This window comes from Pseudofrancisella aestuarii, assembly GCF_003574475.2.
In the GTDB taxonomy this organism is placed as follows: Bacteria; Pseudomonadota; Gammaproteobacteria; order Francisellales; family Francisellaceae; genus Francisella; species Francisella aestuarii.
The window spans coordinates 509,015-534,577 of the sequence record NZ_QLIS02000002.1 but is presented as its reverse complement, the minus strand read 5'-3'; the positions used below and the strand labels follow the sequence as shown (position 1 = coordinate 534,577).

Genomic DNA, 25,563 nt, shown 5'->3' with positions numbered 1-25,563 from the left:
CTTAAATGCCCTTTATAAAGTTTTGTAAAATAGCTAAAACCGCTATATAAAATTTTATGAAGCCCAATTGTAACATATAACCCCTAAAAAGAAAACTCCACATAAATTAAATAATAAAGTGCCTATATTTATAGTATTTGAAGTGCTATTATTTTCGATATGTACCTTATTAAAACCTTTATAAGCTCTGAATGAATAAATTTAGCAAACTTATTGTATATTTCCTTCTTATTATTCTGAGTGTTAATTTTTCTTTTGCTTCTACTCGTAGTGAAATTCAATATTTAGTTAAAAAATATAATTTAGGAGATGCTAAAATAGGTCTTGCTGCTCAAAGAACTATGAATGGTCAAAATTTATATAGCTATGCTCAAGATAGACCCTTGAAGCCAGCTAGTAATAATAAAGTTTTCACTATGGCCGCAGCTCTTTTTGCAATTCCGAGTAACTTTACATTTGATACAACCATAAATTACCCTTCAAGCAAAGTTAAAAATGGTATTCTTTACGGTGACATATACATAAAATTCTCTGGAAATCCTGCTTTAACAGGCGGGCAACTAGCAAGTCTCATAAAGAGAATAAAAACAGAAAAAGGAATTAAGTCTATAACTGGAGATGTCTATCTTGTAGGTGTATTTTCAGGACCTTATATCCCTGAAGGATGGTCTGCAGAAGACCAAACTTTTTGTTACGGAGCCCCTGCTTCTAGCTTCACAATAAATAGAAACTGTTTAGTTATCAAACTAGCTAAAAATCCAAATAGTTTAAATACTAGGGTAATTGGCTTAAGTAATGATTCAAATATTAATATAAAAAACACTACTCAATACACTAGCTCTAATAAAACAATCTCTATCTTTATGGATGACAATAATATTTTATACCTTAAAGGTTATCTATCTAGATCAGCTGAAAAGATGTTTAAATTGGCTATAAAAAATCCAGCTTTAAAAACCTTAGATACTATTAATGATTTCATGAATTCTTATGGAATCAAACATAATAAAGTATTGCTTACTAGCTCCATTCCTTCGGACTACACAGTTCAGTTAGAAACACATTCTAGCACTATTGGTAGTTTTATTGATCAAACTCTAAAACACTCTGATAATTTATATGCTGAAACTATACTTAATACTATTGGTTATAAATATAAAGGCATCGGATCGACAGCAGTTGGTGTTAGCTCAGTACAAGATATATTACGTAAAAAATTAAACCTTAATACCTCAGATTTAGTAATGTATGATGGGTCAGGCTTATCACACTTAGACCATGTTACACCTTTATTCATGGTTAACTTTTTAACTAAAACATTTAATAGCCCTGTCGGCAAAAGGTTCTACAACTATTTACCAGCTTCTGGTATGAATGGAACAATATCCTATAGGATGGGAGGCAAACTCCTAGGTAAAGTTCATGCTAAAACAGGTACATTAAAAGGTGTTTCTTCTCTATCCGGTTATGTTTTAACAGCTAAAAACCATAGGATTAGCTTTTCTATTATATTAAATGATTTGAAAACTTCTGATAGAAATAATGCCCGTAGATTCCAAGATAAAGTTGTAGAAGTTTTTTATAGAAATTTATAATGCTTATGATTAAAAGAAAATATTTACTTAAAACTACTCTTATTATTTGTGCTTTAATAGCCTTGTCTTCTTGTGCATCAAAGCCTCCTTCAAATATAAATAATGCTTGCTCAATTATCCATGAATACCCTGACTGGTATTATGATATGCTTGATTCTTATAACAGATGGGGAGTTCCCTTAAATATACAAATGGCTTTTATAAGACAAGAATCTTCTTTTAGAGACGGTGCTAAACCTCCTATGCAATATTGGATGGGCTTTATTCCTGTTGGTCGAGCATCATCAGCATATGGATATGCTCAAGCTTTAGATGGAACTTGGGATCACTATAAAAAAGAAACTAAGCAATCTTTTGTAAGTAGAAGTAGCTTTAGTGACTCTGTCGACTTTATTGGTTGGTATTTAAATAATGTTCATAATAAAACAGGCATAAGTAAAACTGATGCTTATAACTTATACTTAGCATACCATGAAGGGATAGGTGGATATAAAAAAGGAAGTCATAGAAATAATTCATTTCTGCTAAACTATGCTAAGAAAACAGCCGGTGTTGCTAGTAAATACTCGGCTCAATTGAAGAACTGTCCTGTACCTAGAAAACCAATTCTTTCTTATATTTTTTAATTAGGGTTATCTATGACAAACAGACGCTGCTTTAAGTTAATAACTAATATAAGATGGTCAGATACAGATAAGTATGGGCATGTAAACAATGGTAAATATTTTGACTACTTTGAAGAAGCAAGAACTACTTGGGTATATCAAACTCCAGCCTTGATAGAATGGGCTAAAGAGAATACTATACAACTTGTAATATCTGAACAATGCTGCAATTATAAAATTCCTCTTACTCACCCAAATAAATTAGAGGTTTCCCAAACAGTAATTAAATGTGGTGCTGCAAGCATAGAGCTGAACTACGAAATAAAAATTTCAGGCTCTAATGAGATAGCAACTACAGCCCACGTAAAACTAGCATGTTATAATGCTACAACAGGCAGATTGCATAAACTTCCAAAGGAAATAAAGGATTATTTACTAGAAAATGATAATTAATGATCAGCCAAAAGACTTAAAAAAATTAGAAAAGCAAATAATTAGAAAAACTGCTCAAGCTATCAATCAATATAATATGATTGAAGAAAATGATAAGATTATGGTTTGCCTATCGGGGGGCAAAGATTCATATTGCTTATTAGAAATACTATTACTACTACAGCAAAAAGCTCCAATAAAATTTGATATTCTTGCTGTCAATCTTGATCAAAAGCAGCCAGGCTTCCCAGAAGAAGTTTTGCCAAATTATCTAAAGCAGAAAAATGTTGAATATCATATTATAGAAAGAGACACATATAGTGTTGTAAAAAGCGTAATTCCAGAAGGTAAAACTACTTGTGGATTATGTTCTAGAATGCGTCGAGGTATACTATATGACTTTGCGGAAGAACATAATGTAACAAAAATTGCATTAGGACATCATCGTGACGATATTATAGAAACATTCTTCTTAAACTTATTTTATAATGGCTCTATTAAATCCATGCCTCCAAAGCTCCTAAGTGATGATAAAAGGAATATTGTAATACGCCCCTTATCATTTGTTTCTGAAATAGAAACTACCGAATACTCTAAACTAAAAAATTTCCCAATAATTCCATGTAATCTTTGTGGATCTCAAGACAATTTACAAAGAGTTCTCATTAAAGATATGCTAAACAGGTGGGAACAAAAGAATCCTGACCGAAAAAATGTTATATTTAAAGCATTATCTAATATTTCTCCATCACAAATGTTAGATAAAGAACTTTTTGATTTTTTTAATATTTCTGTAACAGAAATAAGGAGATGATTTTATGAAAATATCAACCAGACTGTTAACTACTCTAATTCTGTCTTCTATTGGAATATCTGCTTTTGCTGCTAATAATACTGCACAAGCTAGTAAAGAAAGCAGTTACTCATGGGGCTATGATATAGGAGCAGGCATGGCTAGACAAAGTCTAGATATGGACGATGATAGTATAATAGCAGGGTATAGTGACGCCTTAAATAATAAAAAACCTAGACTTTCTAGAGATCAGATAGTAGAGAATTTAACTGAATTGAAGAAAAAAATTAGAAGTGGACAGATATCCCTACCTGAAGAGAATCTTAAATACTCTACAGAATTTATGGAACAAATAGCTAAAATAGATAATATTATCAAAGTTGATGATGGAGTCTATTATCAAATGATTAAGCAAGGAGATGGTAAAAAACCTAAAAGCAATAATAAAATAACTCTAGATTATCAAGGCACCACTCCTGTTATAACTTATGAAAAAAATAAGCTTGTATTAAATGATATTAAAGAAGGTAAGCTTGTAGGAATCACCTTTGACTCAAATAAAGATATTACTTTCCCTCTCCAGAACTTAATTAAATGTTGGAAGGATGCAATCCCTAAAATACCTACGGGCTCTACTTTTATACTTTACTGTGCTCCTGATGTAGCCTATGGTGAAAAAGCACCTGTAGCAATTGGTCCAAACCAAGCTCTATCATTTAAAATAACTTTAAAATCTTTTAAATAGTATTTCTTTTATCTGAAAATCTCTTATATATTTTATTTTGTGCCTGCTTAGCCGCAACAATCACAAAAAATATTACATATACTAAAATTATAATAGCTATGCTAGTAGCTACTACCTTCCACAAAGGATTAATTGTCAAATCTATAAAGAAATAAGGATAATATCCTGAAAAATATCCATAACTATACATATAAATCATATATATAACAGTGTATGTAACCAATACTGTTAATACTTTATAAATCTTCGCTCTTTCTTTTACGAAAAGAAAATAGTCACATAAAAGATATATAGGTAAGAAATAATGTTCTACTAAACTGTAAGGCGTTTCATTTACTATGCCTTTAGACAAAAGTAATGCAAATATAATATATGTAAGAGTTATTTGTGGTAAAACAAATAGGATATTTTTATCACTTATAAAATTAAACGAAATCAAAAACAATATGACAATAACTGATAAGTTGCTTATATATGTAAACTGCGCAAAGACTTCAAAAATATTAAATCCACTATAATAAATCGAATAGCTCACAGCAAATAGTGATATAAAAGCTACACAAAACCTTATGATATTAAGTTTTAAGATACTCATTTTATGCTCTTCTATTCACAGCCAAATCACAAAGCAAAAACATTGCTTTCTTATACTCTGTATTAGGTAAGAAATCGATTGCTTGCTTAGCTTTTTCTGCATAATGACAAGCAACTTTATAAGAATACTCTATCGCTCCACTTTGCTTAACTATAGAAACTATTTCTTCTATATTATAATCACCATTTTCAATAGCTTTTTTTAAAACTTGTTGTTCTTCTTTTGAAACATTAGCTAAAGCATAAATAGTTGGTAAAGTCATCTTACCTTCATCTAAATCATCACCAATATTCTTACCTAAACTTTCAGCATCTGAAATATAATCTAAAACATCATCCGCTACTTGGAAAGCATTACCTAAATATACACCGTACTGCTGAATCTGATTTCTTTTTTGTACAAAATCTTCCTTATCTAAAGCTAGAATACCTGCTAATTCACATGCTGCCTCAAAAAGCTTAGCTGTTTTACAGTAAATTACGTTCGTGTACCCTTCTTCATCTAAATTAATATTTCTAGCATTTAATAGCTGCAGAACCTCTCCCTCAGATATTTTATTTGTCGCATCTGCTAATATTTGCATAATCTGCATATTATCTAACTTAACCATCATCTGAAAAGATCTTGAATAAAGAAAATCTCCAGTTAAAACACTTGCTGCATTTCCAAAGACATTATTTGCAGTTTGACGTCCCCTTCTTAACTGAGAATCATCAACCACATCATCATGTAATAAAGTTGCTGTATGTATAAATTCTATTATTGCTGCAGCTGCATAATGTTTTTGACCTTGGTAACCCATAGCTTTTGCAAACAACAAAACTAAAAGTGGCCTTAATCTTTTACCACCACTATTAATAATATATTGACTAATTTGATTAATAAGAACGACTTCAGAAGATAATGAATCAACAATCAATCGATCATTTTTTTCAATATCTTCTTTCATTAAATTTCTAATATCTTTTAAACTTTTCATTAAGATTAAAAACAGTATGCAAAAATGTTTGTCTTAAAGGATAAAGCAGTATCTAGCATTAATCAATAATTAGTTAATTTCAGGAGATGCTTCTTTAAGCACCTGGAATATTTGTCTATAAGACTTTTTAGGCTTATTTTTTTCCATTTCTTTATGATGATTTCTTATTAATTGTCTTAAATTTTGTATATCTATCTCTGGAAATTCTTCTAAAACTTGTTGAAGCATACTATCAGCAGTTTCTGAAGCTAATAACGCTTCTCTAATATGCTCTAATCTATGGAAAACTAAATTAGCTTCTTTATTCTTATTTACTAATTTACTATGAGCTTCCTGAATATCTTCTAGATTATCAACCTTTCTTAAAAGTTTACCAATAAATTGAATTTGCCTTTTTAAGGCTATTTTCTGCATATTACGCGCAGTAAGTATATTTTTCTTAAGATTTTCATCTATTGGTAATTTATCTAATTGAGTATTATTTAACTCTGTAAGCTCTCTCCCGAAATCTGTTATTTCTAACATATCTCTTTTTATTTTTGACTTACTATCTGACTGCTTATAATAGGCATTTTCTTCTTCCCATTCTTGTTGCTCTATTTGATCTAAGTCAATGACCTTTCCCATAACCCAAATACCTTTCAAAAACTTTTTATATATAAGAATATAAGATATAATTACGAACATCCAATTTATTTATATATTCACACTTATATAATTTCAACACATATCATCAGGAGATAAATATAATGTTTAGTTGGGATAAAGATAATTTAAAAAATACTGATTCAGAAATTTTCAAAGCGATTCAATTAGAAGTAAAAAGACAACATGAACATGTTGAATTAATTGCTTCTGAAAACTATGCTAGTCCAGCTGTGATGGAAGCACAAGGATCTCAACTAACAAACAAGTATGCTGAAGGTTATCATGGTAAAAGATATTATGGTGGTTGTGAATATGTAGATATCGCAGAAGAGCTAGCTGTTGAAAGAGCTAAAGAGCTTTTTGGTGTAGATTATGCAAATGTTCAGCCTCACTCTGGATCACAAGCAAATGCTGCTGTGTATACTGCTGTATTAAAACCTGGTGATGTTGTATTAGGCATGGATCTAAGTGCTGGTGGACATCTTACACATGGTTCCAAAGTAAACTTCTCTGGGAAACATTATGAATCTATTCAATATGGATTAGATGAGAAAGGTGATATTAACTATGCTCAAGTTGCTGAACTAGCTAAAGAACATAAGCCTAAAATGATTATTGCTGGTTTCTCAGCATTTTCTGGAATTATTGATTGGGCAAAATTTAGAGAGATTGCTGATAGCGTTGATGCAGTATTAATGGCTGATATAGCTCATGTAGCTGGTCTTGTGGCAGCTGGTCTATACCCTAACCCATTCCCGCATGTGCATGTAGCTACAACTACTACTCATAAAACTCTTAGAGGTCCTCGTGGCGGTCTTATTCTTTGCAACGATAATCCAGATTTAGCTAAAAAATTTCAATCTGCCATATTCCCTGGTATTCAAGGCGGTCCTTTAATGCATGTTATTGCTGCTAAAGCAGTATCATTTAAAGAAGCTCTAAGACCAGAATTTAAAGAGTATCAAAAGCAAGTATTGAAAAACGCTAAAGCTTTAGAAAAAACTCTTAAAGAAAGAAATATCAATATCATTTCTGGTGGAACTCACAATCACCTATTACTCTTAGATATTACAAATACTGGCTTTTCAGGTAAAGATGCTGAAGCTGCTCTTGGTAGAGCAAATATTACAGTAAATAAGAACTCTATCCCTAATGATCCTCGTTCTCCTTTTGTAACAAGCGGATTAAGAATAGGAAGCCCAGCTATTACTACTCGTGGATTTAAAGAAGCGGAATGTGAGCAAGTTGCTAATTGGTTAGCTGATGTAGTATTTAACTGTGGTGATGAAAAAGTAGAAAAAGAAACAGCTGCTAAAGTAGTTGCTCTTTGTGATAAATTCCCTGTTTATAAATAATCTCTATAAGTCTATATTTCTCTTAATTTTTAAGGTTTGTGGAACATTTTTCCTGTCTCTCTACAGCTATAAGATTCTGATATTCTAAAAAAACCACCTCATTATCTTGAATAGGTTTTAGTACAGTTTTTATTATGCCTGTAGTATAAGAACATCTTATTTTAAGATATTAATTTTTTATATTTCAAGTAACAAATGTCTCAATTTGATTTAGATAGATCACTTTCACTAATTTTCTGTTCTCAAATATAAATATTCTTTCAAATCTTCTGGAGATTTAGCTTTCTTAGCCCAGTAATCACCAACCAAAAAGCTACCTTCAGGATGCACTGTTACTGTATTTCCACTATCAATTAAACTAAATAATGTAACACCAATAGTGTCTCCTTGTATATCCCACTTTTGCGTAATATGATACATATTTTTAAGAAAGTTATTTATAGATTTTGGAGTATTTTCAAACTGAATTGTCCAGTTTGTACGACCCCCAGGAAGATATATTGCAAAATTAGTTAGTTCATCTACTTCTTTTCTGCTTATATCATATTTACTTGGTCTTTGGTCACAGAAGTCTGCAGTTTCATAAAACTTCTTTTTATCAATATGTTGTTCTTTAGGATATACCCATTTCTCATTTATATAGTTTTTATTAAAGAGCTCTGAAAATGCATAACAATATACTTTACTTAAATCTTTTTCTCTAAATTGTTTAAGCATGTTTTTAATACCTCCACCATCATTCAAAGAAAGATTAATGGTAATAAAAGGATTATCTACTGCTTGAATATCTAAATAATACTCCCCATACACATGTGATCTACAATATATAAAAGCACAGTCATTCGCACCACTAGTATGTCCTGTATAGTTGTATTTAAACTTAATAACCTTAAATGGTTGATGATATTCTTTTTCTAACATTTCAACAAGCATCTTAACTATTTGCTGTTGCTCTTTTTCACTAGTTTCTGGTGCTTCTTTTATATGACTTATGCACCCAAATAGTAAGAGTAGTATTATAGACATTATTAAAGCTTTGAAATATTTCATATTTAATCCTTTGATGGTTTGATTGGGTAGCCTCTGTGATTTATGCCAAAAATATTATCCCAATTCTGATTAAATCGTGTTTTATCAACACCCTCAACATTAACTCTATACAAATGCTTATTTCCCCAAAAAGCATCTCTATTAATATTTATAACATTACTAGGAATAGTTAAATGCTCTAAATCATTTGAAGCAAAAGCTTCTGCATCAATAACTGTTACGCTATCTGGAATAACAACGGATTTAAGTTTATTATCTGCAAAACTCTTTTCCTGAATTATTGTTATACCTTTTGGGATATTAATAGTTTTTAACTCATTATTTGAAAAAGCACCATATCCAATACTAGTTACTTTATTAGGTATTTTTACATTCTTAAGATTATTATGGGAAAATGCTAAACTTCCAATAGTTTCAACACATTCAGGAATATTAATCTCCTTAATGTTATTATCCCAAAATACTCCACTATTTATGATTTTAATATTTTTTGGTAATTTTACACTTGTTAGTCCATTTCGATAAAAAGCACTTTCACCAATGCTAGTTACACTATCAGGTATTACAAGTGTACTTATATTACTCCTATAAAAAGCAGTATCCCCAATTGATTTCAATTTATTAGGGAGGTCTAAAACTTTTAATGGATTCTCCCTAAAAGCTCCATTACCTATTTTTGTGATAGTTTCTGGAAACGAAACATTCGTAATACCTTTATTCTTAAATGCCTCATTTCCAATACTTACTACAGAAACTCCATTTATCCTATCTGGAATATACACTTTTTTATTACAACTACTTTTATATGCTGTAATTTCTCCTTTAGTTTCATCAAATGTAAAGCAAGCTGGGTCTGTTCTAGGGATTGGAATTGACTGAATCTTCAAAGGATTCTTTGCAAAAGCATCTTGCCCAACACTTATAATATTATCTGACATAACAAGATTTGATATATTGTTATCATAAAAAGCTTTATTTCCAATATAAAGCACATTATCAGGAATTTTTAAATCTAATAACTTGTTTTTAGCAAAAGCATAATCACCTATCTTTTTGACATTTTCACCAATAGTTAAGCTGTCTATATAGTTATCATAAAAAGCATAACCTTTTATGCTCTCTACACTGTTTGGAATTTGTAAGATTGTTATTTGATTATTCATAAAAGCTTCATAACCAATATATTTAACTCCACTAGATATAGTTACATTTTTTAATAAATTTTCTTGAAATGCTCCCATACCTATATTTCTAACATACTCAGGTATTATGACATTAGTTAGTCTATTTTTATAAAAAACAAAGCTCTCAATACTCGTTATATTTTGAGGGATATCTATATTTGTAAGATTATTATCACCTAAAGCACCTTTATCAATACTTTTAACAGTATCAGGTATCTTTATATTTACAAGCCCTTTACTATAAAAAGCATATTCACCTATATTCGTAACCTCAAACCCATTTATACTACTCGGAAGTACTACTTTACTACCACAACTTTTTTTATAGTCTGTAATACTAATAGTATATGAACTAAAAAATGACTCTTTCTGTTTAGCATAAGTAAAACAAGATACTGGTGTCACATCAGCACCGTTTGCAAAACAAACTCCAGCAATAACTCCACATAATACTAGTAAAACTTGTTTCATTCTTATACTCATAAAAATATGATTACCTATTACAATTTGAATAACTAGATTAAATCTAGATTACTAAATTTATATCTAACAATAAACTTACTATTCTTATAATCTAATTACGACCTATAAGATCTAAACTCATAATAGCCGCTACCCTCTTTAGGTAGTGATGAAACTTTAACTATCAAATCTCCACCGGCACTTCCAACAACAACTATAGACATATCAAAAACAATAATAAATGTAGATTGAATTATATGTTTCTAAATATGGATTATCTAGAAAGTTGCTCTGTAGAAAAATTTTTATTATCTAAAAATATAACTTATGGCATATAATGAATTTATTGATTCTCTTTTTCAAGAATATGTCAAATCAAGAATTAAAAAGATCAATATTATCTAGGCATATAGTCATGATATCCCTAGGAGGCACTATCTCTGCCAGTTTTTTCTTAGGCGTTGGAAGTATATTAAACACAGTAGGAGCTTTTGGTACAGTTCTAGGTTTTATACTAGGTGGTATACTCATGATGATAGTCCTAGTCAGCTTAGCAGAGATGGCTGTAGCACTCCCAGTAAGTGGATCATTCCAAAGCTATGCTACCAGGTTCTTATCGAAATATGCAGGCTTCTTAACCGGCTGGTTATATCTAATAAACTGGGTTACAGCTGCAGCTGCTTCTCTTGTTGCTGCTGCAATAATTTGTAATAACTTTTTCCCTATAATATCAGTATGGCAATACTGTTTACTCTTTATTGTCTCAATAAGTCTACTTAATTTTTTATCTGTGAGGATTTTTGCAGAAATTGAATTTTGGCTAGCTGGTATAAAAATCTTAACTATTCTGATTTTTATTCTAATTGGCGGATTAATAGTATTTGGATTTTTACATACAAATAAACCCGTTGCTGGATTAGTAAATTTTTATACTGATGGATTATTCCCAAATGGTTTCCAAGCATTTGCTTTTGGTTTAGTAATAATAGTTTGTACCTTTCAGGGCGCTGAATTAGTTGGTATTGCAGCTGGAGAAACTAAAGATCCTGTAAAAAATATTATCAAAGCTATTAAAAGTGTAGCCTTACGTATTTTAGTATTTTTCATTTTCTCAACTTTTATAATTGCATACATAATACCTTATAAAGATTCTAGCGTAATTGATACACCTTTTGTAACTGTGCTCAAGCTAGTAAATATAAGATATATAGACACAATAATGCAACTTGTAATACTAACAGCTAGTTTATCTGCGGTTAATTCTGCTTTCTATGCTTGTGCTAGACTACTTTGGTCTATGTCTAATGATAACCAAGCACCTAAATTATTTAAGAAAATTAATAAACACCATATTCCATACTATGGCGTAATTTTTACAGCTATTATCTCTTGCATATGTTTGCTTAGTAGATTTATAGGTGCTGAAAAAGTTTTCATCCTTATAATATCATCATCCGGAATGGTTGGATGTTTAATCTGGTTAGTCATTAGCTTATGTCATGTTAAATTCAGAAAATCTTTATCAAAAGAAGAAATTAAACAGCTTAAATTTAAAGCCTTTGGATTTCCAATACTGCCTTATGCTAGCATTATATTTAATAGCCTCATCATTCTAGGTATGCTATGTGATCCAGATCAGAGAATAGTAGTTTTCTCTGGAATTATACTTATCGCTATTTTCTCGTTAATGTATAAATTCTTTTATAAATAATTTATTAGAAAACTCTATATAGAAATTTGCCAACACTAATCATTTCTCTTTTATCCAAAGCACATTGAACAACATATAACTTATCCTCTACAACATAATAAATCGCATCTTGTTGATACTTTAGTCCATAATCACAAGCTTTATCTAAATCAAAACAGTTTGCCATAAATCCATTTTCTTTATGTTTAGATTCTGGATCAAAGCCATTTATTTCATATACAAAAGAGAAGCTTTCTTTCAAATCTTTTTCTAAAGCATTATTTCTAGATATATTTTCTTCTTTAGATAGCTTTTGATTTAAAGGATTCCATGCTGTTAAGATCATAAATTTATCAGGATATTTAGCTGGTTTGATAGGTATTTCAAACTTTGTTGTAAAATACCATTCTGGCATATTATTAGAATTCATATTATTCTCTAATTTGTCCATTACCTCTAATAACATATTTCAATGTTGTAAGCTCATTAATCCCCATTGGTCCTCTTGCATGAAGCTTTTGTGTGCTAATACCAATTTCTCCACCAAAACCAAATTCACCACCATCTGTAAATCTAGTAGAAGCATTTGCATAAACCGCAGCAGCATCAACTTCATTCAGAAATATTTCCGTATTAGTATAGCTCTCAGTAATAATACTTTCAGAATGCATACTTCCATAAGTATTAATATGCTCTACTGCATCTTTAACATTAGAAACTGACTTGATAGATAAAATTAAATCCAAATACTCAGTTTCCCAATCTTTTTCAGTTGCTAATTTTGCCTGTTTTAAATATCTTAAACTTTTATCATCAGCTCTTATTTCAACGCTATTTTTTATAAGTTCATTTTCTAATTCCGGTAAAAACTTATCTAAAATATCTTTATGAACAAGCAATGTTTCTAAAGAATTACAGACACCAGGTCTTTGAACTTTAGCATTAATAACTATTTTTAATGCCTTATTTAAATCTGCAAACTCATCTATATATGTATGACAAATTCCTGCTCCTGTCTCAATCATTGGAACTGTTGCATCATTCTGAATAGCTTTTTTAAGACCCTTTCCACCTCTTGGTATTATTACATCAACATATTTATCTAAAGTAACTAACTCTTTGACCAACTCTCTATCTGTATTTTCAACTAGTTGAACAGTGCATTCAGGTAATCCATTTTTAGTACAAACATTAGCAAATATATTTTTTAAAGCTTTATTTGTATTTATTGAGTCAGAGCCACCTCTTAGAATAATTGCATTACCAGATTTTAAAGCTAATGCACCAGCATCTATAGTTACATTAGGACGTGATTCAAAAATCATAGCAATAACACCTAGTGGCACTCTAACTTGAGATATTGTCATTCCTTTAGAATGCTTAAATCCTTTTTCAATTTTACCTATTGGATCAGCAAAATCAGTTATTTGTCTAACTCCATCAGCCATTGATTTTATTCTTTCATCAGTTAGAGTTAACCTATCTACAAAGGCTTTTGATAAACCTCTTTCGCTAGCTACAGCTAAGTCTTTTTGATTTTCTTCTTTAATATAATTAGCCTTCTCTAGTAAAGCTTTTTCTAGATCATATAAAACTTTATTTTTAGTTATAGTATTCAGCTGAGCTAGATGCTTTGAGGCTTCCTTAGCTTTTATTCCAAGCTCTAAAATATAATTACTGCTCATTTCTAAGCCTCTTTAATATGTAAGTTATCAATATGAACTATTTCATTATAGTCACAGTAGCCTAGTATTTTTACAATATCATAGCTTTTATTACCTTTAATAAGCTCAATCTCTTTTGATGAATAGTTAGATAGCCCTGTAGCTATTTCTTCACCATACTTATTCAATATAGCTACCGTAGAGCCCTTAGAAAAATCACCTTCTGATTTTACTACTCCACAAGGTAACAAACTCTTAGATTTATAAAGTGCCTCTACTGCGCCATCATCTATTATCAGTATTCCTTTTTTATTACTGCTATAGCTTATCCAATGTTTCTTAGCAGCAATCAACTTACTATCTTTCAGAAAAAGAGTACCAATATCTTCACCATCTATAATCTTTCTTATATTCTGAGGATTTTCGCCACAAGCTATAATCATATTAGTCCCAGACTTTGTAGCTATTTCACCAGCTTTTAATTTTGTTGCCATACCACCTGTAGCGAATTTTGAACCAGCTCCACCTGCCATAGCTTTTATTTCAGCAGAGATATGTAGAACTGTATCTAAGAACTTTGCTGAACTATCCACTTTTGGGTTAGCCGTATATAAACCATCTATATCTGATAATATAACTAAGAGATCAGCCTCCACTAAACTTGCTACTAATGCTGATAAAGTGTCATTATCCCCAACTTTTATTTCATCTACGACAACAGCGTCATTTTCATTGACTACTGGTATAACTCCTTTATTAATTAAAGCAAAAAAAGTATTTCTAGCATTTAGATATCTTTCTCTATTTGCAATATCATCTTTTGTTAAAAGCAGCTGACCTATATTTTTACCATACTCAGAGAAAAGCTTTTGATATAAATGAGTCAAAGCTACTTGACCAACAGCTGCAACCGCTTGCTTTTCAGGTAGGGTTTTAGGCTTATTTGAAAGATTTAATTTACCCATGCCGGCGCCTACTGCACCAGAGGTAACTAATACAACTTCATACCCTTGATTATGCAAATCAGATAATTGACGAACTATTTTTTCTATACGATCAATATTCAATAAACCACTACTATGAGTCAAAGTGCTAGTGCCTATTTTTATAACAATTCTTTTTGTATTTCTAAGATACTCTTTTCTACTCATATTCTATTGGATTTAAAAGCTTTTAGTATGATTGTATAATTATTTAATATATCTTCATAGAGATGTATATTAAAATTTAGTTTGATTATATTTCTAATCCACACCATATGGAGAATGGATAATGAAAGTTCCAAAAGCTTGGTATGCTATAGCGCATATTAGTGAGTTTAAGAATAAACCTCAAAAATTAGAACGATTTGGCTTAAATCTTGTAGTCTGGAAAAATGATGATAAAAAAATAATCATTATGGATAATAACTGTCCACACCGAGGTGCTGAACTAAGCTCAGGTAAAGTTATTGATAATTGTATTACATGCCCTTTTCATGGATTTCAATTTAATGATGCAGGTAATTGCAAATATACCCCTGAAACACAATGCTCTATTCCTAAATTAAAAGCTAAAGTTTATCCTACAAAAATAATAGCGGATATGATCTGGATAAATATCTTTGATGAAGATTTAAATAATGATTATGCATTTGAATTCTGTCAGGAGCTTTTTGATTCCTTTAATGGCAAATATGCGATGATAACTGACATCTGGAATAATAATATAAGACATTGTATAGAAAACCAACTAGACTACACACATCTAGCCACGGTACATAAAAGAACCATTGGAAAAGGTTACAAAATACCAGATGATATTAAAATTATAGAAAAAAACAATAATATTGAAGCTATAAAGAATGGTGAATTAATGATTAAATATATTTTTCCTAATGCTTGGCTTCTTAACATTTCAAATAAAATGAAAGTAACTGCTTACTTTGTTCCCATAAATGAAAATCAAACAAAAATATATATACTGCATTATCGTAATTTTTTAACAACTAAGATTTTGAAACCAATTATGGATATAGTATTTAGCATTGGAAATAGAATAGTGCTTAATGAAGACAAAAGAGTAGTTAATACTCAGAGATACACAAAAGAAACTTATAATAATGATTTTCTTCTTAAACATGATCAAATCATCAAGATTTTTAGAGATATTTGGAAAAAAGATCTTTAATAAAACCATTTATAGTTAGAAGAAATTATTTATTATGTTATATTTCTAAAATAAATTAGAAACTTAGATAGTAAAAAGAGACTTATTTTAATAATTTAAAATAGCAGGTCTCACAATAGTATGAATATATTCTTCTTATTTAGTTTATTAATAATTGTGACAGCCTTGCTAAGCTATGTTAATACTAATTTTTTAAAATTTCCCAAAGCTATTGGTTTAACAATGCTTTCGATAGTTTTTTCTATAGGGTGTATTATAATCTTTGATGAAGGAGATTTTATTGTCATTGCTATAAAACAATTTGATTTTAGAACCACCCTCTTAAATGGGATGATTTCTTTCATGTTATTTGCTAGTGCCCTTTGTTTTAATGCCGTTGACTTAAAAAAAGAAACTAAAGCTGTAGTTGCCTTATCAGTTTCTGGCGTGATTATCTCTACATTAATTACAGCAATATTAGCATATTATACTTTAACACTAATTTTGAATATCGGCTCAGTACCATTTGGTAACTGTTTAGTTTTTGGGGCGCTTATTTCACCAACAGACCCTATAGCTGTTATTAGCACTCTTTCAAAAAACAAGAATGTCCCAAAACCAGTAAAAGTTCAAATTGTTGGAGAAGCTTTATTTAATGATGCTACAAGTATCGTATTATTTGTTGTTTTAACAAATATAGTTTTTTTTGATCCAACTGAAAATTTAGACCCAAATATTCTTAAAGATATTCCATATATAATACTAATCATAAAACAAATTACTATCGAAGCCGTTGGTGGTATTTTATTAGGCTGTCTTTTTGCTATAGTAACTTTATTTTTCATTCGTACAAATAAGGATGATGAAACTACTATTCTAATAACTTTAGCTGTTTCAAGCATGGGATATATAGCTGCATCAAAGCTTGGTGTATCAGCACCTATAACAATGGTAATAGCGGGTTTAATAACAGGCAAAAAACTATCCGAATGGAATAAGAAAAAACAAATAAAAATAGATTTATTAAGTAAGTTCTGGAGATTAATTGATAATATACTTAATTCTTTTTTATTTATAATGATAGGTTTAGAGTTAACAGAAATAGATTTTACTACATTAACTATTATTATTGGATTTTTAGTTTTTGTTATTATGAATTTCTCTAGATTTATTAGTGTCTTCATTCCTATGGCTATTATCAATAGAGATTTTTCGAAATCTGCATTCAAGAATAAAACTCTTATGACATGGGCTGGAATAAGGGGAGGAGTATCTTTAGCCTTAGTATTATCAATTTCACATGATGCACCACATATGGTAGCTGTTACATATGTTGCGGTAGTATTATCTATCCTGATACAAGGCTCTACATTAGGTGCTTTATTAAATAAACTTTATCCTCCTAAAATAAAGTAGTTTAGAACTCTTTATATAAATACTCATGATGCTTACTTGACTATAATCTATTTGACTACGTAAACTATTTCTACTAGAATCAATTTTGAAATAAGTTCACCGGGGGTGCTGACTTTTAGTTGGCTGAGACTTGACCCTTTGAACCTGCTCTGGTTAATACCTGCGGAGGGAGTGTGAAAGTAAACTTAAAAAGTATTTTAATCAATTTATCTTTTATGTTTTTACTTTCCTCCTCTGTTAAAGATAAGGAAGATATACATGAAAGATGCTCTAAAACTAATATTAGTTACAAATAAGCAAGATCAACCAATTAGTGACTACTTAGAATTCATAAAAATTTGTGCAACCTCTGGTATAACCTCTGTTCAACTTAGAGAAAAAACTTTGAGCGGTCATGATTTATTACTCTTTGGGCAGAAGTTAAAGAAATTACTAGATGCTTTAAATATTCCTTTAATAGTAAACGATAATATAGAACTTTGTTTAAAGTTAAATGCTTATGGGCTACATCTAGGACAGTCAGATGGAAATATTCAAAAAGCTAAAGAACTTCTAGGACCAAACAAAATACTAGGATTAAGTACAAATAATCTTGAGCAAATTAAAATTGCAAATAACTTACCTGTCGACTATTTAGGTGTCGGTAGTATTTTTCCTACAAGAAATAAACCTAATATTGAAACTATCTGGGGTATAAACAACTTAAAAGAAGCTTACAAAATCTCAAAATATCCAATTGTTGCTATTGGCGGAATAAATAATACAAATGCTAAAAATGTTCTGCAAACGGGAGCTTATGGAATTGCTGCTATAGAAGCTTTTCATAATCAAAACAGCCAAGAAAATTGCCAAAACCTAAGGAGAATTGTTGATGAAAGAAAATATGCTTAAAGAAATTCAAAAGGCTCTTTACTTATTAAGAGACAAAAAACCTGTAGTGCTTAATCTTACTAACCTTGTAACGATGGATTTTGTTGCTAATAGTTTATTAGCTGTTGGTGCTGCTCCTATCATGAGTCAATATGAAGAAGAACTTGATGAGCTAGTATCTATATCTTCAGCTATATATATAAATATTGGGACATTAGATAGCAATTTTCTAAATAGAATTACACAAGCTATAAATTCTGCAGATAGATATAAGAAACCAACAATTCTTGATCCTGTTGGTTCCGGAGCTACAAAAATTAGAACTACTTCTGCTAAAAAAATAGCAAGCCATGCATCTATTATACGAGGTAATGCTAGCGAAATAATATCCCTTACTGATTCACTTTTGTTCTCAAAAGGAGTTGAAACAGCTAATACCATAAATGATGCAAAACCAGCTGCTATAAAGTTAGCTAATACCCATAAATCAGTTATAGCCATAAGCGGTGAAATAGATTTTATTACGAATGGTACAACAAGTACTGAAATACCTTTTGGCTCTAACTTAATGCCTCTTGTTACTGGTATGGGTTGCTCTTTAACAGCAGTTATAGCTGCTTTTAGATGTGTCATCGAAGATTCTTTTGAAGCAACAAAATTAGCTACTCAATACTTTACGCTCTGTGGAGAATTAGCTTCTTTAGAAAATAAACACCCTGCTTCTTTTAAAATATCTTTTTTGGATCAATTACATGCTAGCAACTTCAAACTTATGGAAAAGATAATATGAATTTAAATGAGGATGAGATAGTAAAAAAGCTAGCTAAAAACTCAAATGGATTTATTGGAGATGATTCTGCAATTCTTCGTAGTTTAGATAGTGAACAGTATGTAATAACAAAAGATTTACTTATAGAGAATATTCATTTTAGAACTAGCTACTTTAGTGCTAAAAATCTTGCCCACAAAGCCCTTCATGTAAATTTAAGTGATCTCGCTGCTATGGGAGCAACACCAAAATACATACTATGTGGTATAGCAATTCCTGATAACAGCGCTGCCTATGCTCAAGAATTTTTAGAAAATCTACTTAGGCTCTGCATAGAAGAAAACATAATATTGATTGGTGGAGATACTACCAAATCTCCAGATAAAATTAGTATTAGTATAACTGCCATTGGGGCATGTAATCCTGAAAACATAAAATATCGAAACTCTGCTCAAAATGATGACATCATTTGTGTCGCTGGTTTCTTAGGCTATGCTAGATTAGGATTGTTTGTTTTAGAAAATAACTTAGATCTCGGCACATACTATAAAAACTTTTGTTTAGAGCCTAATGCAAAAATAAAAGAAGGACAATGGCTTAGTAAACATAAATCAATCACTAGTATGATGGATATCTCTGATGGTTTATATATTGATGTCAAGAGACTTTGTGAATCTTCAGATGTCGGTGCCATAATTGATTTAGATAAACTAAATCTTGATCAACAATTTGTAGAGGCATGTAAGCTTTTAAAGTTTGATCCTACTCAAGTAGCTTTATCTGGAGGTGAAGACTATAGTCTTCTCTTTACAGTCAAAGGCAGTAAATTTAAAGAAATCTCAAATAGTTTTTTTAACACCTTCAAGTATGAATTAAAGCCCATAGGTAAAACTATCTCCTCTAAAGAAATTAGTTTTCATAAACAAAATAAACCTATAGAACTCAAGCTAACACCCTTTACTCACTTTGGAGAAAAATTATGAAATATAAATGTCTATCAATAGCTGGTTTTGATGGCTCTGGAGGAGCTGGATTACAAGCTGACCTAAAAACGTTTTCTGCTCTTGGATGTTATGGTATGACTGTTCTTACTGCATTACCTGTCCAAAATACTTGTGGAGTAAAAAATTGTTATGATATTTCTTTAAAATGTATAAAGGAACAACTTGAAACAATTTTTGAAGATATCCGACCTGATGCTATAAAAATAGGAATGTTATTCACATCAGAAATAATAAATCTTATAGCTAACTTTTTAGAAAAAAATGCCAAAGATATTCCTATAGTTCTAGACCCTGTAATGGTAGCTAAAAGTGGCGATCTCTTATTACAAAAAGATGCTATAAATATTTTAAGAAATAAACTACTTCCTATTGTAAATATAGTTACTCCAAATATCCCAGAAGCAGAAGAATTATCTAATTTGAAATACCTGTCTAAGGAAAAATTTGCAGAAGAAATCTTAAAATTTGGCTGTGAGGCCGTGCTTGTAAAAGGTGGGCATGAAAAAAGTGGTTTTGCAGAAGATTTATTTATGAATAATAAAGGAGAAAAGCATATTTTCACCTCTGAACGTATCAATTCCAAAAATACTCATGGAACAGGATGTACCCTTTCAGCGGCTATTACAAGCTTTTTAGCAAAAGGTTATTCCTATGTAGATGCCTGTGGTGCAGCAAAAAAATATTTGCATGGGGCTCTGTTAGCATCAAAAGATATAAATATCGGCAAAGGAAATGGGCCTGTACATCATTTCTATGATTTATGGAATAGATAAACACTAACTAAGGAAAATTAAATGACTAAATTATCAGATAAAGCATGGAAGCATTGTGAAGATATTATTAAAGCTATACATAACCACCCTTTTAATAAAGAACTTTCCAAAGGTACTCTCAATATAGAAAAGTTTGCTTATTATATTGAACAAGACATTTTATACTTACAAGACTTTGCTAGAGCCTATGCAATAATTGCAGCGAAATCTCCTCTAGAATACGTAAAAATTTATCTTAATCACTCTATGGCTGCATTTACTGCAGAAGAAGAAATAATCCACGAATTTTTCAAAAAAACTTACAACCTTGCAAATACAGGAAAATTATCTCCTGCAACCCTAGCATATACAAGCTATCTAATAAAAACTTGCTCATCTGAACCTTTAGAGGTTGCAGTTGCTGCTATGCTACCTTGTCCTTGGGTTTATTGTGAAGTAGGTAAAGCAATAGCGAAGAAAGCTGATAAAAATAATCCTTTTTCTAAATGGATTGATACATATGCTAGTGAAGAATTTGAAAATATAGTTAATGAGGCTATTAGTATTTTTGATGCTCTAGCTAATAAAGCAACTAAAGAGGTACAAAATAAAATGCTTGATGCTTTCTATACTAGCACAGTATTAGAGTGGCATTTTTGGAATGATGCTTATAATAAAACTGAATTTGATAAAATATCTAATTTCTAAAGTCTACTTATGACTATTTAATTTATCTTCTAATTGAGACTGTGTTTTTACACCATGCATAGTTTCAATTTCTTTACCATTTTTAAAGATAATCATAGTAGGAATACTTCTAATTCCAAACTTAGCTGCAAGGCTTTGATTTTCATCAACATTTATCTTTACTATCACAGCACCATCATAATCTTTAGAAAGCTTATCAAGGATCGGCTCCTGCATTTTACAAGGACCACACCACTCAGCAAAGAAATCTACTAATACTGGTTTGCTACCTGCTTTTTCTAAAACTGTCTCGAAGCTATTTTCATTCGCTGTTATTACTTTACCTAGTCCCATATAATATACACCTTAATTTGTGTTGTTACATTTTAATAATTGAGGGCAATATAGCTATTTTTCAAGGGAATATTTACTCTTCTAATTCTATACCATTGGTTTCAGGCATTCTTATCACTATTGCTACAATAATTATAGAAACAATAATCCCATAAATACTCGGTGCCAAGTCTCCAAAGTGCATTACCAACAAGCCCGAAATTAATGGTGCTGTTCCACCCAATAATGCATTACTTATATTATATCCAGTTGCTACACCACTAAATCTCAAGTGTGTTGGAAAAAGTTCATTAATTGAAACCACAAAAGTAGCCGTTGCTGCTGAAATTAGAAGCATTAATATTGCCATAATTACAATATCTGAAATAACAGAGTTTTCATAAACTATTACATAAAAGCTTGGATAAATTAATATTCCAACTAGACTACAGGAAAAAATTAAAACCTTCTTACGCCCTATTTTATCCGATACCCAGCCCCAAATAGGCGCTGTTGAGAAATACGCAAAAGATGCAATCATCACAACAAGCATTGCCTCATGTGTATCATAGTGAAGATTATGTTCAAGGAATGATGGAACAAATGCAGAGATCATATAATAAACTATACCTAGATATCCTGCCAATGCAAAAACTATAAATATTTGATAAGGATATTCTTTAATTGCAGAAATTACTGGCGCACTCTCAAGTACATGGTCTTCTTTTGCTTTTATATACTCTGGAGATTCATCTTGAAAGAACTGCAATACTAAAACAATAATTGCTAAAACCATCCCTACTACAAAACCTATTCTCCATCCATAAGCAAACATTTGCTTTGTAGTTAAGAATTCTGAAAGTAAGAAAACTGAAACCGTCCCTAAAAAAACTCCAAAACCTGAAAAGAAAGTTCCAAAAGCAGTTATCATTCCCCTTTTATTGTCTGGAGCCTGTTCACTTAATATGGCCAATACACCATTATATTCGCCACCAATAGAGAATCCTTGGATCATCCTTGCCAACATGATTAAAACCACAGAAAATATACCCAATGTCTGATATCCAGGAGTAAAAGCTATCATGGCAGTAGAAATAAACATTAAACCTACCGTAATGATTAATACTTTTTTGCGCCCAACTTTATCGCCTAAATTACCAAAAAATATTCCACCAAGTGGTCTCATCAAATAACCTACTGCAAACATACCAAAGGTTTTAATAATGGCAACAGCCGGCTCATTTTCAGGAAAAAATGCAGCTGATATAAAAGTTGTAACATATGCAAATAAAGCAAAGTCAAAATATTCAACGCTTGTTGCAAATCCTGCACAAGCTATATTTCTAAAAGATATTTTTTTTTGCATCCTAAAAAAGGCTTAAAGTAAATTTACTTAATAATAATTTACCTATTTTTTGCCAAAATAAAAAGCTACTTATTTATTATGCTATTATATTTTACAAGATCACGAATCTTCTATTAATTAAATAAATGAGTAATTACAAACTTAGATTTAATAAAACATTGTTTTCTCTTTTAGTTAGCTTAACCACGCTACTTTCTCCAAGTATCTCAATTGCTTTTTCATCAGAGTATTTGGACATATTGGCTTATCAACAAAATGCTGTATCAAACATTCAATATGATACAAACGTATTAGGAAATGGGGCCGGTATTACTCAACGAGGAAATCCTGAGCAAGCCATAGAATCTCTCAAAGCTGCGATAAAACAAGTTGATCAAAATAGTTATAGATATTTCCAATTTAGCTTATCATTAGCTGCCCTACAAATTTCAAATAATGATTTAAATGGTGCACGAAAAACTTATCAATCTGTTGAGAATCTAGGAAAACCTTTTCCACAAATATATATGGCGGCCTATTCTCTTGTGTGGGATCCAAAGTCTTATGATAACAATATATCTTTACTAAAAAATTCAGATTGGAATCAAACTCAGTACTATATAGATGCAATAGAAACAGCGAGGAAAAATTTTACTCTTAAAATAAATACTAATCTAGATGATATAAAACTTCCTAATGATAATACTTTAATTATAGTGATATTAGGCTATGCATTAAATGAAGATGGAAGTATGGATAAAATACTTATTGATAGACTTAAAAAAGGTCTTGAAGCAAACAAAAAATATTCAAGTGCAAAAATTATTGTAAGTGGTGGTGCTGCCCAAGCTGGTGTTACAGAGTCATATCAAATGAAACAATGGCTAATAAAGCATGGTATAGATGCAAACCAAATAATAGTTGAAGATAAATCAATAAGTACTGTTTGGAATGCTATTAATAGCATAAATATAATAAAAAGCTTAAATGCCCCTGTAGAAAACTTAATACTAATTACATCTACAGCTCATATTAGACGTGCAACTTCAGTCTTTAATCAAGCAATAAATAATAATCTTTTACCTATAACGATAGATAATTTATCCGCTAATGAAGATAATTATGATATAGACGACCCCATAAATGATCAGGAAAAAATAGCTATCTTAAAAGATACTTTGAGAACTGCTGGATTATGGCAAATGCCTGGTATGGTTATTTAGCTTTTATTTATTAGCTTGTATTCTTTTTCTATTTAAAATTAAAATAGCTAAAAATAGAACAATATATGATATATAAAATAAACTCACAAACACATATCCATATCCCTTACCAAGCAACAACATTACTACATAAGAGAGCATATATAAAGATACAAAAACTGTCATTAGAACAATTTTAAGAATATCATTTCTTAAAATGTTATAAACAATTGTCATAAAAATAAGCATTGTAAATAAAGAGTTCATTGAAAAATTTATAACTTGATCTGAAACAGTAACAGCTTCATAAATATTAATTAAATAGATATGAACAACACTTTTTATAAAAAATAATAAAATAATAAGACTCATAACAGAAGTAACATTTTTAGAATAATAAAAAGCTAAAATTATAGCTGATAAGCTTGAAAATCCTAAAAGAATTGAAAACACTCTTGTTACACTTGGGAAGTCCTTTATGTTAATAGCCACTACACTACAAGCTATTAAACCAATTATTCCTACTATCGTAATTACTAATGCATTAATAATAAATATATTAACAACTTTTCTGCTGTTCTGTTTACAAAGTATTTCTTTATTAATTAAATGCTTAGAAATAAATCCACTCAAAACTATACTAAAAAAGAAACTTATTATTGAAACTATAGCTAAAAAACTATTAGTTATAAGGAATATCTTTAATAAACTATCAACTTGGTACAAATAAACCCCGTAATAACTTTTAAATACTTGAAAGCTTATATAATGAGTTGAAATAAAAAGCAGTCCAAAAGTCATATAATAAAAAATAAGCTTATTATCACTATATTTTGTCCAAAGAGAAGGCACAATTAATATAGGAAAACAAAGAAAAAATATTCCTATAAAAGGAAAATTATCACTCATAACATATACTATAGACTCTTTAAGTAATGCCTCATGAGTTAAATCTTGAGATATAATCAAAGTAAGCATACCAATAGCTACTAAAACAATAGGGGTTACGATAGATATGACTAGATAGCTATTAGCCTTTTGCTTCTCCGCATTTGGTAAAATTTTTCTATTTATTCGAAATAAGTTTATATACCAATAAACATAGATTATTAAGCTAATAACCCCTGCTATAGTTATAAATTTTGAATTATACATTTTAAAAACCCTTTTCTAAAAAAGAATATCTCTCTCAAATAATACAAAATTTATATGTGGAATGCTCTATTTTTTAAAGCAAAAT

The 25,563-nt window shown here is 30.3% G+C and carries 26 protein-coding genes and 1 riboswitch; of the genes, 15 read left to right on the top strand and 11 right to left on the bottom strand.

The window, feature by feature from the left end; genetic code table 11:
* Positions 1–191: 191 nt before the first annotated feature.
* Genes dacB through DNK87_RS06605 form a run of 5 tightly spaced genes read left to right on the top strand, consistent with a single transcriptional unit; the run spans position 192 to position 4,170 of the window.
* A complete protein-coding gene (gene dacB / locus DNK87_RS06625; protein ID WP_119330080.1) occupies positions 192–1,595 on the top strand; it encodes a D-alanyl-D-alanine carboxypeptidase/D-alanyl-D-alanine endopeptidase in 1,404 nt (467 codons plus the stop codon).
* A gap of 5 nt (positions 1,596–1,600) precedes the next feature.
* Entirely contained in the window at positions 1,601–2,221 is a 621-nt protein-coding gene (locus DNK87_RS06620; protein ID WP_119330167.1) for a transglycosylase SLT domain-containing protein, read from the top strand.
* Between the two features lie 12 nt (positions 2,222–2,233).
* A complete protein-coding gene (locus tag DNK87_RS06615; protein ID WP_119330079.1) occupies positions 2,234–2,653 on the top strand; it encodes an acyl-CoA thioesterase in 420 nt (139 codons plus the stop codon).
* Positions 2,643–3,446: a tRNA 2-thiocytidine(32) synthetase TtcA gene (gene ttcA / locus DNK87_RS06610; protein ID WP_119330078.1), complete on the top strand. Its 804-nt coding sequence runs from the start codon at positions 2,643–2,645 to the stop codon at positions 3,444–3,446. The genes DNK87_RS06615 and ttcA overlap by 11 nt, the downstream gene beginning before the upstream one ends.
* A 4-nt stretch (positions 3,447–3,450) precedes the next feature.
* A complete protein-coding gene (locus DNK87_RS06605; protein WP_119330077.1) occupies positions 3,451–4,170 on the top strand; it encodes an FKBP-type peptidyl-prolyl cis-trans isomerase N-terminal domain-containing protein in 720 nt (239 codons plus the stop codon).
* Here the strand turns inward: DNK87_RS06605 and DNK87_RS06600 are convergent.
* The 3 genes from DNK87_RS06600 to yjgA all read right to left on the bottom strand — a co-directional run bounded on the left by DNK87_RS06600 (position 4,163) and on the right by yjgA (position 6,371).
* Positions 4,163–4,765, bottom strand: coding sequence for a hypothetical protein (locus DNK87_RS06600; protein ID WP_119330076.1), 603 nt, complete (start codon positions 4,763–4,765; stop codon positions 4,163–4,165). The genes DNK87_RS06605 and DNK87_RS06600 overlap by 8 nt on opposite strands.
* Before the next feature lies 1 nt (position 4,766).
* Positions 4,767–5,744 (bottom strand): polyprenyl synthetase family protein, encoded by a 978-nt coding sequence (locus DNK87_RS06595; protein ID WP_119330075.1) that lies wholly within the window; start codon positions 5,742–5,744, stop codon positions 4,767–4,769.
* 69 nt (positions 5,745–5,813) lie between these two features.
* Entirely contained in the window at positions 5,814–6,371 is a 558-nt protein-coding gene (yjgA, locus tag DNK87_RS06590; protein WP_119330166.1) for a ribosome biogenesis factor YjgA, read from the bottom strand.
* A 122-nt stretch (positions 6,372–6,493) separates the two neighbouring features.
* Here yjgA and glyA point away from each other — a divergent pair, with 122 nt between their 5' ends.
* Positions 6,494–7,747, top strand: a complete 1,254-nt coding sequence (gene glyA / locus DNK87_RS06585; protein ID WP_119330074.1) for a serine hydroxymethyltransferase — start codon at positions 6,494–6,496, stop codon at positions 7,745–7,747.
* 228 nt (positions 7,748–7,975) lie between these two features.
* Here glyA and DNK87_RS06580 read toward each other — a convergent pair whose 3' ends face one another.
* A complete protein-coding gene (locus DNK87_RS06580) occupies positions 7,976–8,797 on the bottom strand; it encodes a hypothetical protein (RefSeq protein WP_119330073.1) in 822 nt (273 codons plus the stop codon).
* Between the two features lie 2 nt (positions 8,798–8,799).
* Positions 8,800–10,464: a leucine-rich repeat domain-containing protein gene (locus DNK87_RS06575; RefSeq protein WP_119330072.1), complete on the bottom strand. Its 1,665-nt coding sequence runs from the start codon at positions 10,462–10,464 to the stop codon at positions 8,800–8,802.
* A 346-nt stretch (positions 10,465–10,810) separates the two neighbouring features.
* Between DNK87_RS06575 and DNK87_RS06570 the strand changes: the two genes are divergently transcribed.
* Positions 10,811–12,154 (top strand): amino acid permease, encoded by a 1,344-nt coding sequence (locus DNK87_RS06570; RefSeq protein ID WP_119330071.1) that lies wholly within the window; start codon positions 10,811–10,813, stop codon positions 12,152–12,154.
* A 4-nt stretch (positions 12,155–12,158) separates the two neighbouring features.
* Here the strand turns inward: DNK87_RS06570 and DNK87_RS06565 are convergent, their stop codons facing one another.
* From DNK87_RS06565 to proB, 3 genes are read right to left on the bottom strand one after another with little or no spacing between them, the layout of a single operon-like run.
* The gene (locus DNK87_RS06565) at positions 12,159–12,563 is read right to left on the bottom strand and encodes a DUF3293 domain-containing protein (RefSeq protein ID WP_244614630.1); all 405 of its coding nucleotides are present in this window, start codon (positions 12,561–12,563) and stop codon (positions 12,159–12,161) included.
* A 1-nt stretch (position 12,564) separates the two neighbouring features.
* Positions 12,565–13,818 carry a glutamate-5-semialdehyde dehydrogenase gene (locus DNK87_RS06560; RefSeq protein WP_119330070.1) on the bottom strand — a complete coding sequence of 418 codons (1,254 nt, stop codon included), beginning with the start codon at positions 13,816–13,818 and terminating at the stop codon, positions 12,565–12,567.
* Positions 13,819–13,820: 2 nt separating this feature from the next.
* Positions 13,821–14,948, bottom strand: a complete 1,128-nt coding sequence (gene proB / locus DNK87_RS06555; protein WP_119330069.1) for a glutamate 5-kinase — start codon at positions 14,946–14,948, stop codon at positions 13,821–13,823.
* 118 nt (positions 14,949–15,066) lie between these two features.
* Between proB and DNK87_RS06550 the strand changes: the two genes are divergently transcribed.
* The 7 genes from DNK87_RS06550 to tenA all read left to right on the top strand — a co-directional run bounded on the left by DNK87_RS06550 (position 15,067) and on the right by tenA (position 21,464).
* Entirely contained in the window at positions 15,067–15,966 is a 900-nt protein-coding gene (locus DNK87_RS06550; RefSeq protein ID WP_119330068.1) for a Rieske 2Fe-2S domain-containing protein, read from the top strand.
* A gap of 120 nt (positions 15,967–16,086) precedes the next feature.
* Positions 16,087–17,361: a cation:proton antiporter gene (locus DNK87_RS06545; RefSeq protein ID WP_119330067.1), complete on the top strand. Its 1,275-nt coding sequence runs from the start codon at positions 16,087–16,089 to the stop codon at positions 17,359–17,361.
* Between the two features lie 91 nt (positions 17,362–17,452).
* A riboswitch (TPP riboswitch) is annotated at positions 17,453–17,550 on the top strand.
* Positions 17,551–17,619: 69 nt separating this feature from the next.
* Positions 17,620–18,252 (top strand): thiamine phosphate synthase, encoded by a 633-nt coding sequence (gene thiE / locus DNK87_RS06540; RefSeq protein WP_119330066.1) that lies wholly within the window; start codon positions 17,620–17,622, stop codon positions 18,250–18,252.
* Entirely contained in the window at positions 18,233–19,021 is a 789-nt protein-coding gene (gene thiM, locus DNK87_RS06535) for a hydroxyethylthiazole kinase (protein ID WP_244614628.1), read from the top strand. The genes thiE and thiM overlap by 20 nt, the downstream gene beginning before the upstream one ends.
* Positions 19,018–19,983 (top strand): thiamine-phosphate kinase, encoded by a 966-nt coding sequence (thiL, locus tag DNK87_RS06530; protein WP_119330065.1) that lies wholly within the window; start codon positions 19,018–19,020, stop codon positions 19,981–19,983. The genes thiM and thiL overlap by 4 nt, the downstream gene beginning before the upstream one ends.
* Entirely contained in the window at positions 19,980–20,777 is a 798-nt protein-coding gene (gene thiD, locus DNK87_RS06525; protein WP_119330064.1) for a bifunctional hydroxymethylpyrimidine kinase/phosphomethylpyrimidine kinase, read from the top strand. Before thiL ends, thiD begins: the two co-directional genes overlap by 4 nt.
* A gap of 21 nt (positions 20,778–20,798) precedes the next feature.
* On the top strand, positions 20,799–21,464 hold the full coding sequence (gene tenA, locus DNK87_RS06520) for a thiaminase II (RefSeq protein ID WP_119330063.1): 666 nt from the start codon (positions 20,799–20,801) through the stop codon (positions 21,462–21,464).
* Positions 21,465–21,467: 3 nt separating this feature from the next.
* On the opposite strand, the gene trxA is transcribed toward tenA, so the two are convergent.
* Complete coding sequence (gene trxA / locus DNK87_RS06515; RefSeq protein WP_119330062.1) at positions 21,468–21,797, bottom strand: thioredoxin; 330 nt, start codon at positions 21,795–21,797, stop codon at positions 21,468–21,470.
* Between the two features lie 73 nt (positions 21,798–21,870).
* Positions 21,871–23,142, bottom strand: a complete 1,272-nt coding sequence (locus DNK87_RS06510) for an MFS transporter (RefSeq protein WP_119330061.1) — start codon at positions 23,140–23,142, stop codon at positions 21,871–21,873.
* 125 nt (positions 23,143–23,267) lie between these two features.
* Here DNK87_RS06510 and DNK87_RS06505 point away from each other — a divergent pair, with 125 nt between their 5' ends.
* Positions 23,268–24,344 (top strand): YdcF family protein, encoded by a 1,077-nt coding sequence (locus tag DNK87_RS06505; RefSeq protein ID WP_119330060.1) that lies wholly within the window; start codon positions 23,268–23,270, stop codon positions 24,342–24,344.
* Positions 24,345–24,347: 3 nt separating this feature from the next.
* Here the strand turns inward: DNK87_RS06505 and DNK87_RS06500 are convergent, their stop codons facing one another.
* Positions 24,348–25,478: a hypothetical protein gene (locus DNK87_RS06500; RefSeq protein ID WP_119330059.1), complete on the bottom strand. Its 1,131-nt coding sequence runs from the start codon at positions 25,476–25,478 to the stop codon at positions 24,348–24,350.
* Positions 25,479–25,563 lie beyond the last annotated feature (85 nt).

What these genes read in the sequence shown, in the direction of transcription:
- DNK87_RS06565 (WP_244614630.1), bottom strand. Translation starts at nt 12,563, where the DNA reads ATGAATTCTAATAATATGCCAGAATGGTATTTTACAACAAAGTTTGAA.
- DNK87_RS06620 (WP_119330167.1), top strand. Translation starts at nt 1,601, where the DNA reads ATGATTAAAAGAAAATATTTACTTAAAACTACTCTTATTATTTGTGCT.
- yjgA (WP_119330166.1), bottom strand. Translation starts at nt 6,371, where the DNA reads ATGGGAAAGGTCATTGACTTAGATCAAATAGAGCAACAAGAATGGGAA.
- DNK87_RS06595 (WP_119330075.1), bottom strand. Translation starts at nt 5,744, where the DNA reads ATGAAAAGTTTAAAAGATATTAGAAATTTAATGAAAGAAGATATTGAA.
- tenA (WP_119330063.1), top strand. Translation starts at nt 20,799, where the DNA reads ATGACTAAATTATCAGATAAAGCATGGAAGCATTGTGAAGATATTATT.
- dacB (WP_119330080.1), top strand. Translation starts at nt 192, where the DNA reads ATGAATAAATTTAGCAAACTTATTGTATATTTCCTTCTTATTATTCTG.
- DNK87_RS06605 (WP_119330077.1), top strand. Translation starts at nt 3,451, where the DNA reads ATGAAAATATCAACCAGACTGTTAACTACTCTAATTCTGTCTTCTATT.
- DNK87_RS06575 (WP_119330072.1), bottom strand. Translation starts at nt 10,464, where the DNA reads ATGAGTATAAGAATGAAACAAGTTTTACTAGTATTATGTGGAGTTATT.
- DNK87_RS06510 (WP_119330061.1), bottom strand. Translation starts at nt 23,142, where the DNA reads ATGCAAAAAAAAATATCTTTTAGAAATATAGCTTGTGCAGGATTTGCA.
- ttcA (WP_119330078.1), top strand. Translation starts at nt 2,643, where the DNA reads ATGATAATTAATGATCAGCCAAAAGACTTAAAAAAATTAGAAAAGCAA.
- trxA (WP_119330062.1), bottom strand. Translation starts at nt 21,797, where the DNA reads ATGGGACTAGGTAAAGTAATAACAGCGAATGAAAATAGCTTCGAGACA.
- DNK87_RS06500 (WP_119330059.1), bottom strand. Translation starts at nt 25,478, where the DNA reads ATGTATAATTCAAAATTTATAACTATAGCAGGGGTTATTAGCTTAATA.
- proB (WP_119330069.1), bottom strand. Translation starts at nt 14,948, where the DNA reads ATGAGTAGAAAAGAGTATCTTAGAAATACAAAAAGAATTGTTATAAAA.
- glyA (WP_119330074.1), top strand. Translation starts at nt 6,494, where the DNA reads ATGTTTAGTTGGGATAAAGATAATTTAAAAAATACTGATTCAGAAATT.
- DNK87_RS06570 (WP_119330071.1), top strand. Translation starts at nt 10,811, where the DNA reads ATGTCAAATCAAGAATTAAAAAGATCAATATTATCTAGGCATATAGTC.
- thiL (WP_119330065.1), top strand. Translation starts at nt 19,018, where the DNA reads ATGAATTTAAATGAGGATGAGATAGTAAAAAAGCTAGCTAAAAACTCA.
- DNK87_RS06600 (WP_119330076.1), bottom strand. Translation starts at nt 4,765, where the DNA reads ATGAGTATCTTAAAACTTAATATCATAAGGTTTTGTGTAGCTTTTATA.
- DNK87_RS06560 (WP_119330070.1), bottom strand. Translation starts at nt 13,818, where the DNA reads ATGAGCAGTAATTATATTTTAGAGCTTGGAATAAAAGCTAAGGAAGCC.
- thiM (WP_244614628.1), top strand. Translation starts at nt 18,233, where the DNA reads ATGAAAGAAAATATGCTTAAAGAAATTCAAAAGGCTCTTTACTTATTA.
- thiD (WP_119330064.1), top strand. Translation starts at nt 19,980, where the DNA reads ATGAAATATAAATGTCTATCAATAGCTGGTTTTGATGGCTCTGGAGGA.
- DNK87_RS06505 (WP_119330060.1), top strand. Translation starts at nt 23,268, where the DNA reads ATGAGTAATTACAAACTTAGATTTAATAAAACATTGTTTTCTCTTTTA.
- DNK87_RS06580 (WP_119330073.1), bottom strand. Translation starts at nt 8,797, where the DNA reads ATGAAATATTTCAAAGCTTTAATAATGTCTATAATACTACTCTTACTA.
- DNK87_RS06545 (WP_119330067.1), top strand. Translation starts at nt 16,087, where the DNA reads ATGAATATATTCTTCTTATTTAGTTTATTAATAATTGTGACAGCCTTG.
- thiE (WP_119330066.1), top strand. Translation starts at nt 17,620, where the DNA reads ATGAAAGATGCTCTAAAACTAATATTAGTTACAAATAAGCAAGATCAA.
- DNK87_RS06615 (WP_119330079.1), top strand. Translation starts at nt 2,234, where the DNA reads ATGACAAACAGACGCTGCTTTAAGTTAATAACTAATATAAGATGGTCA.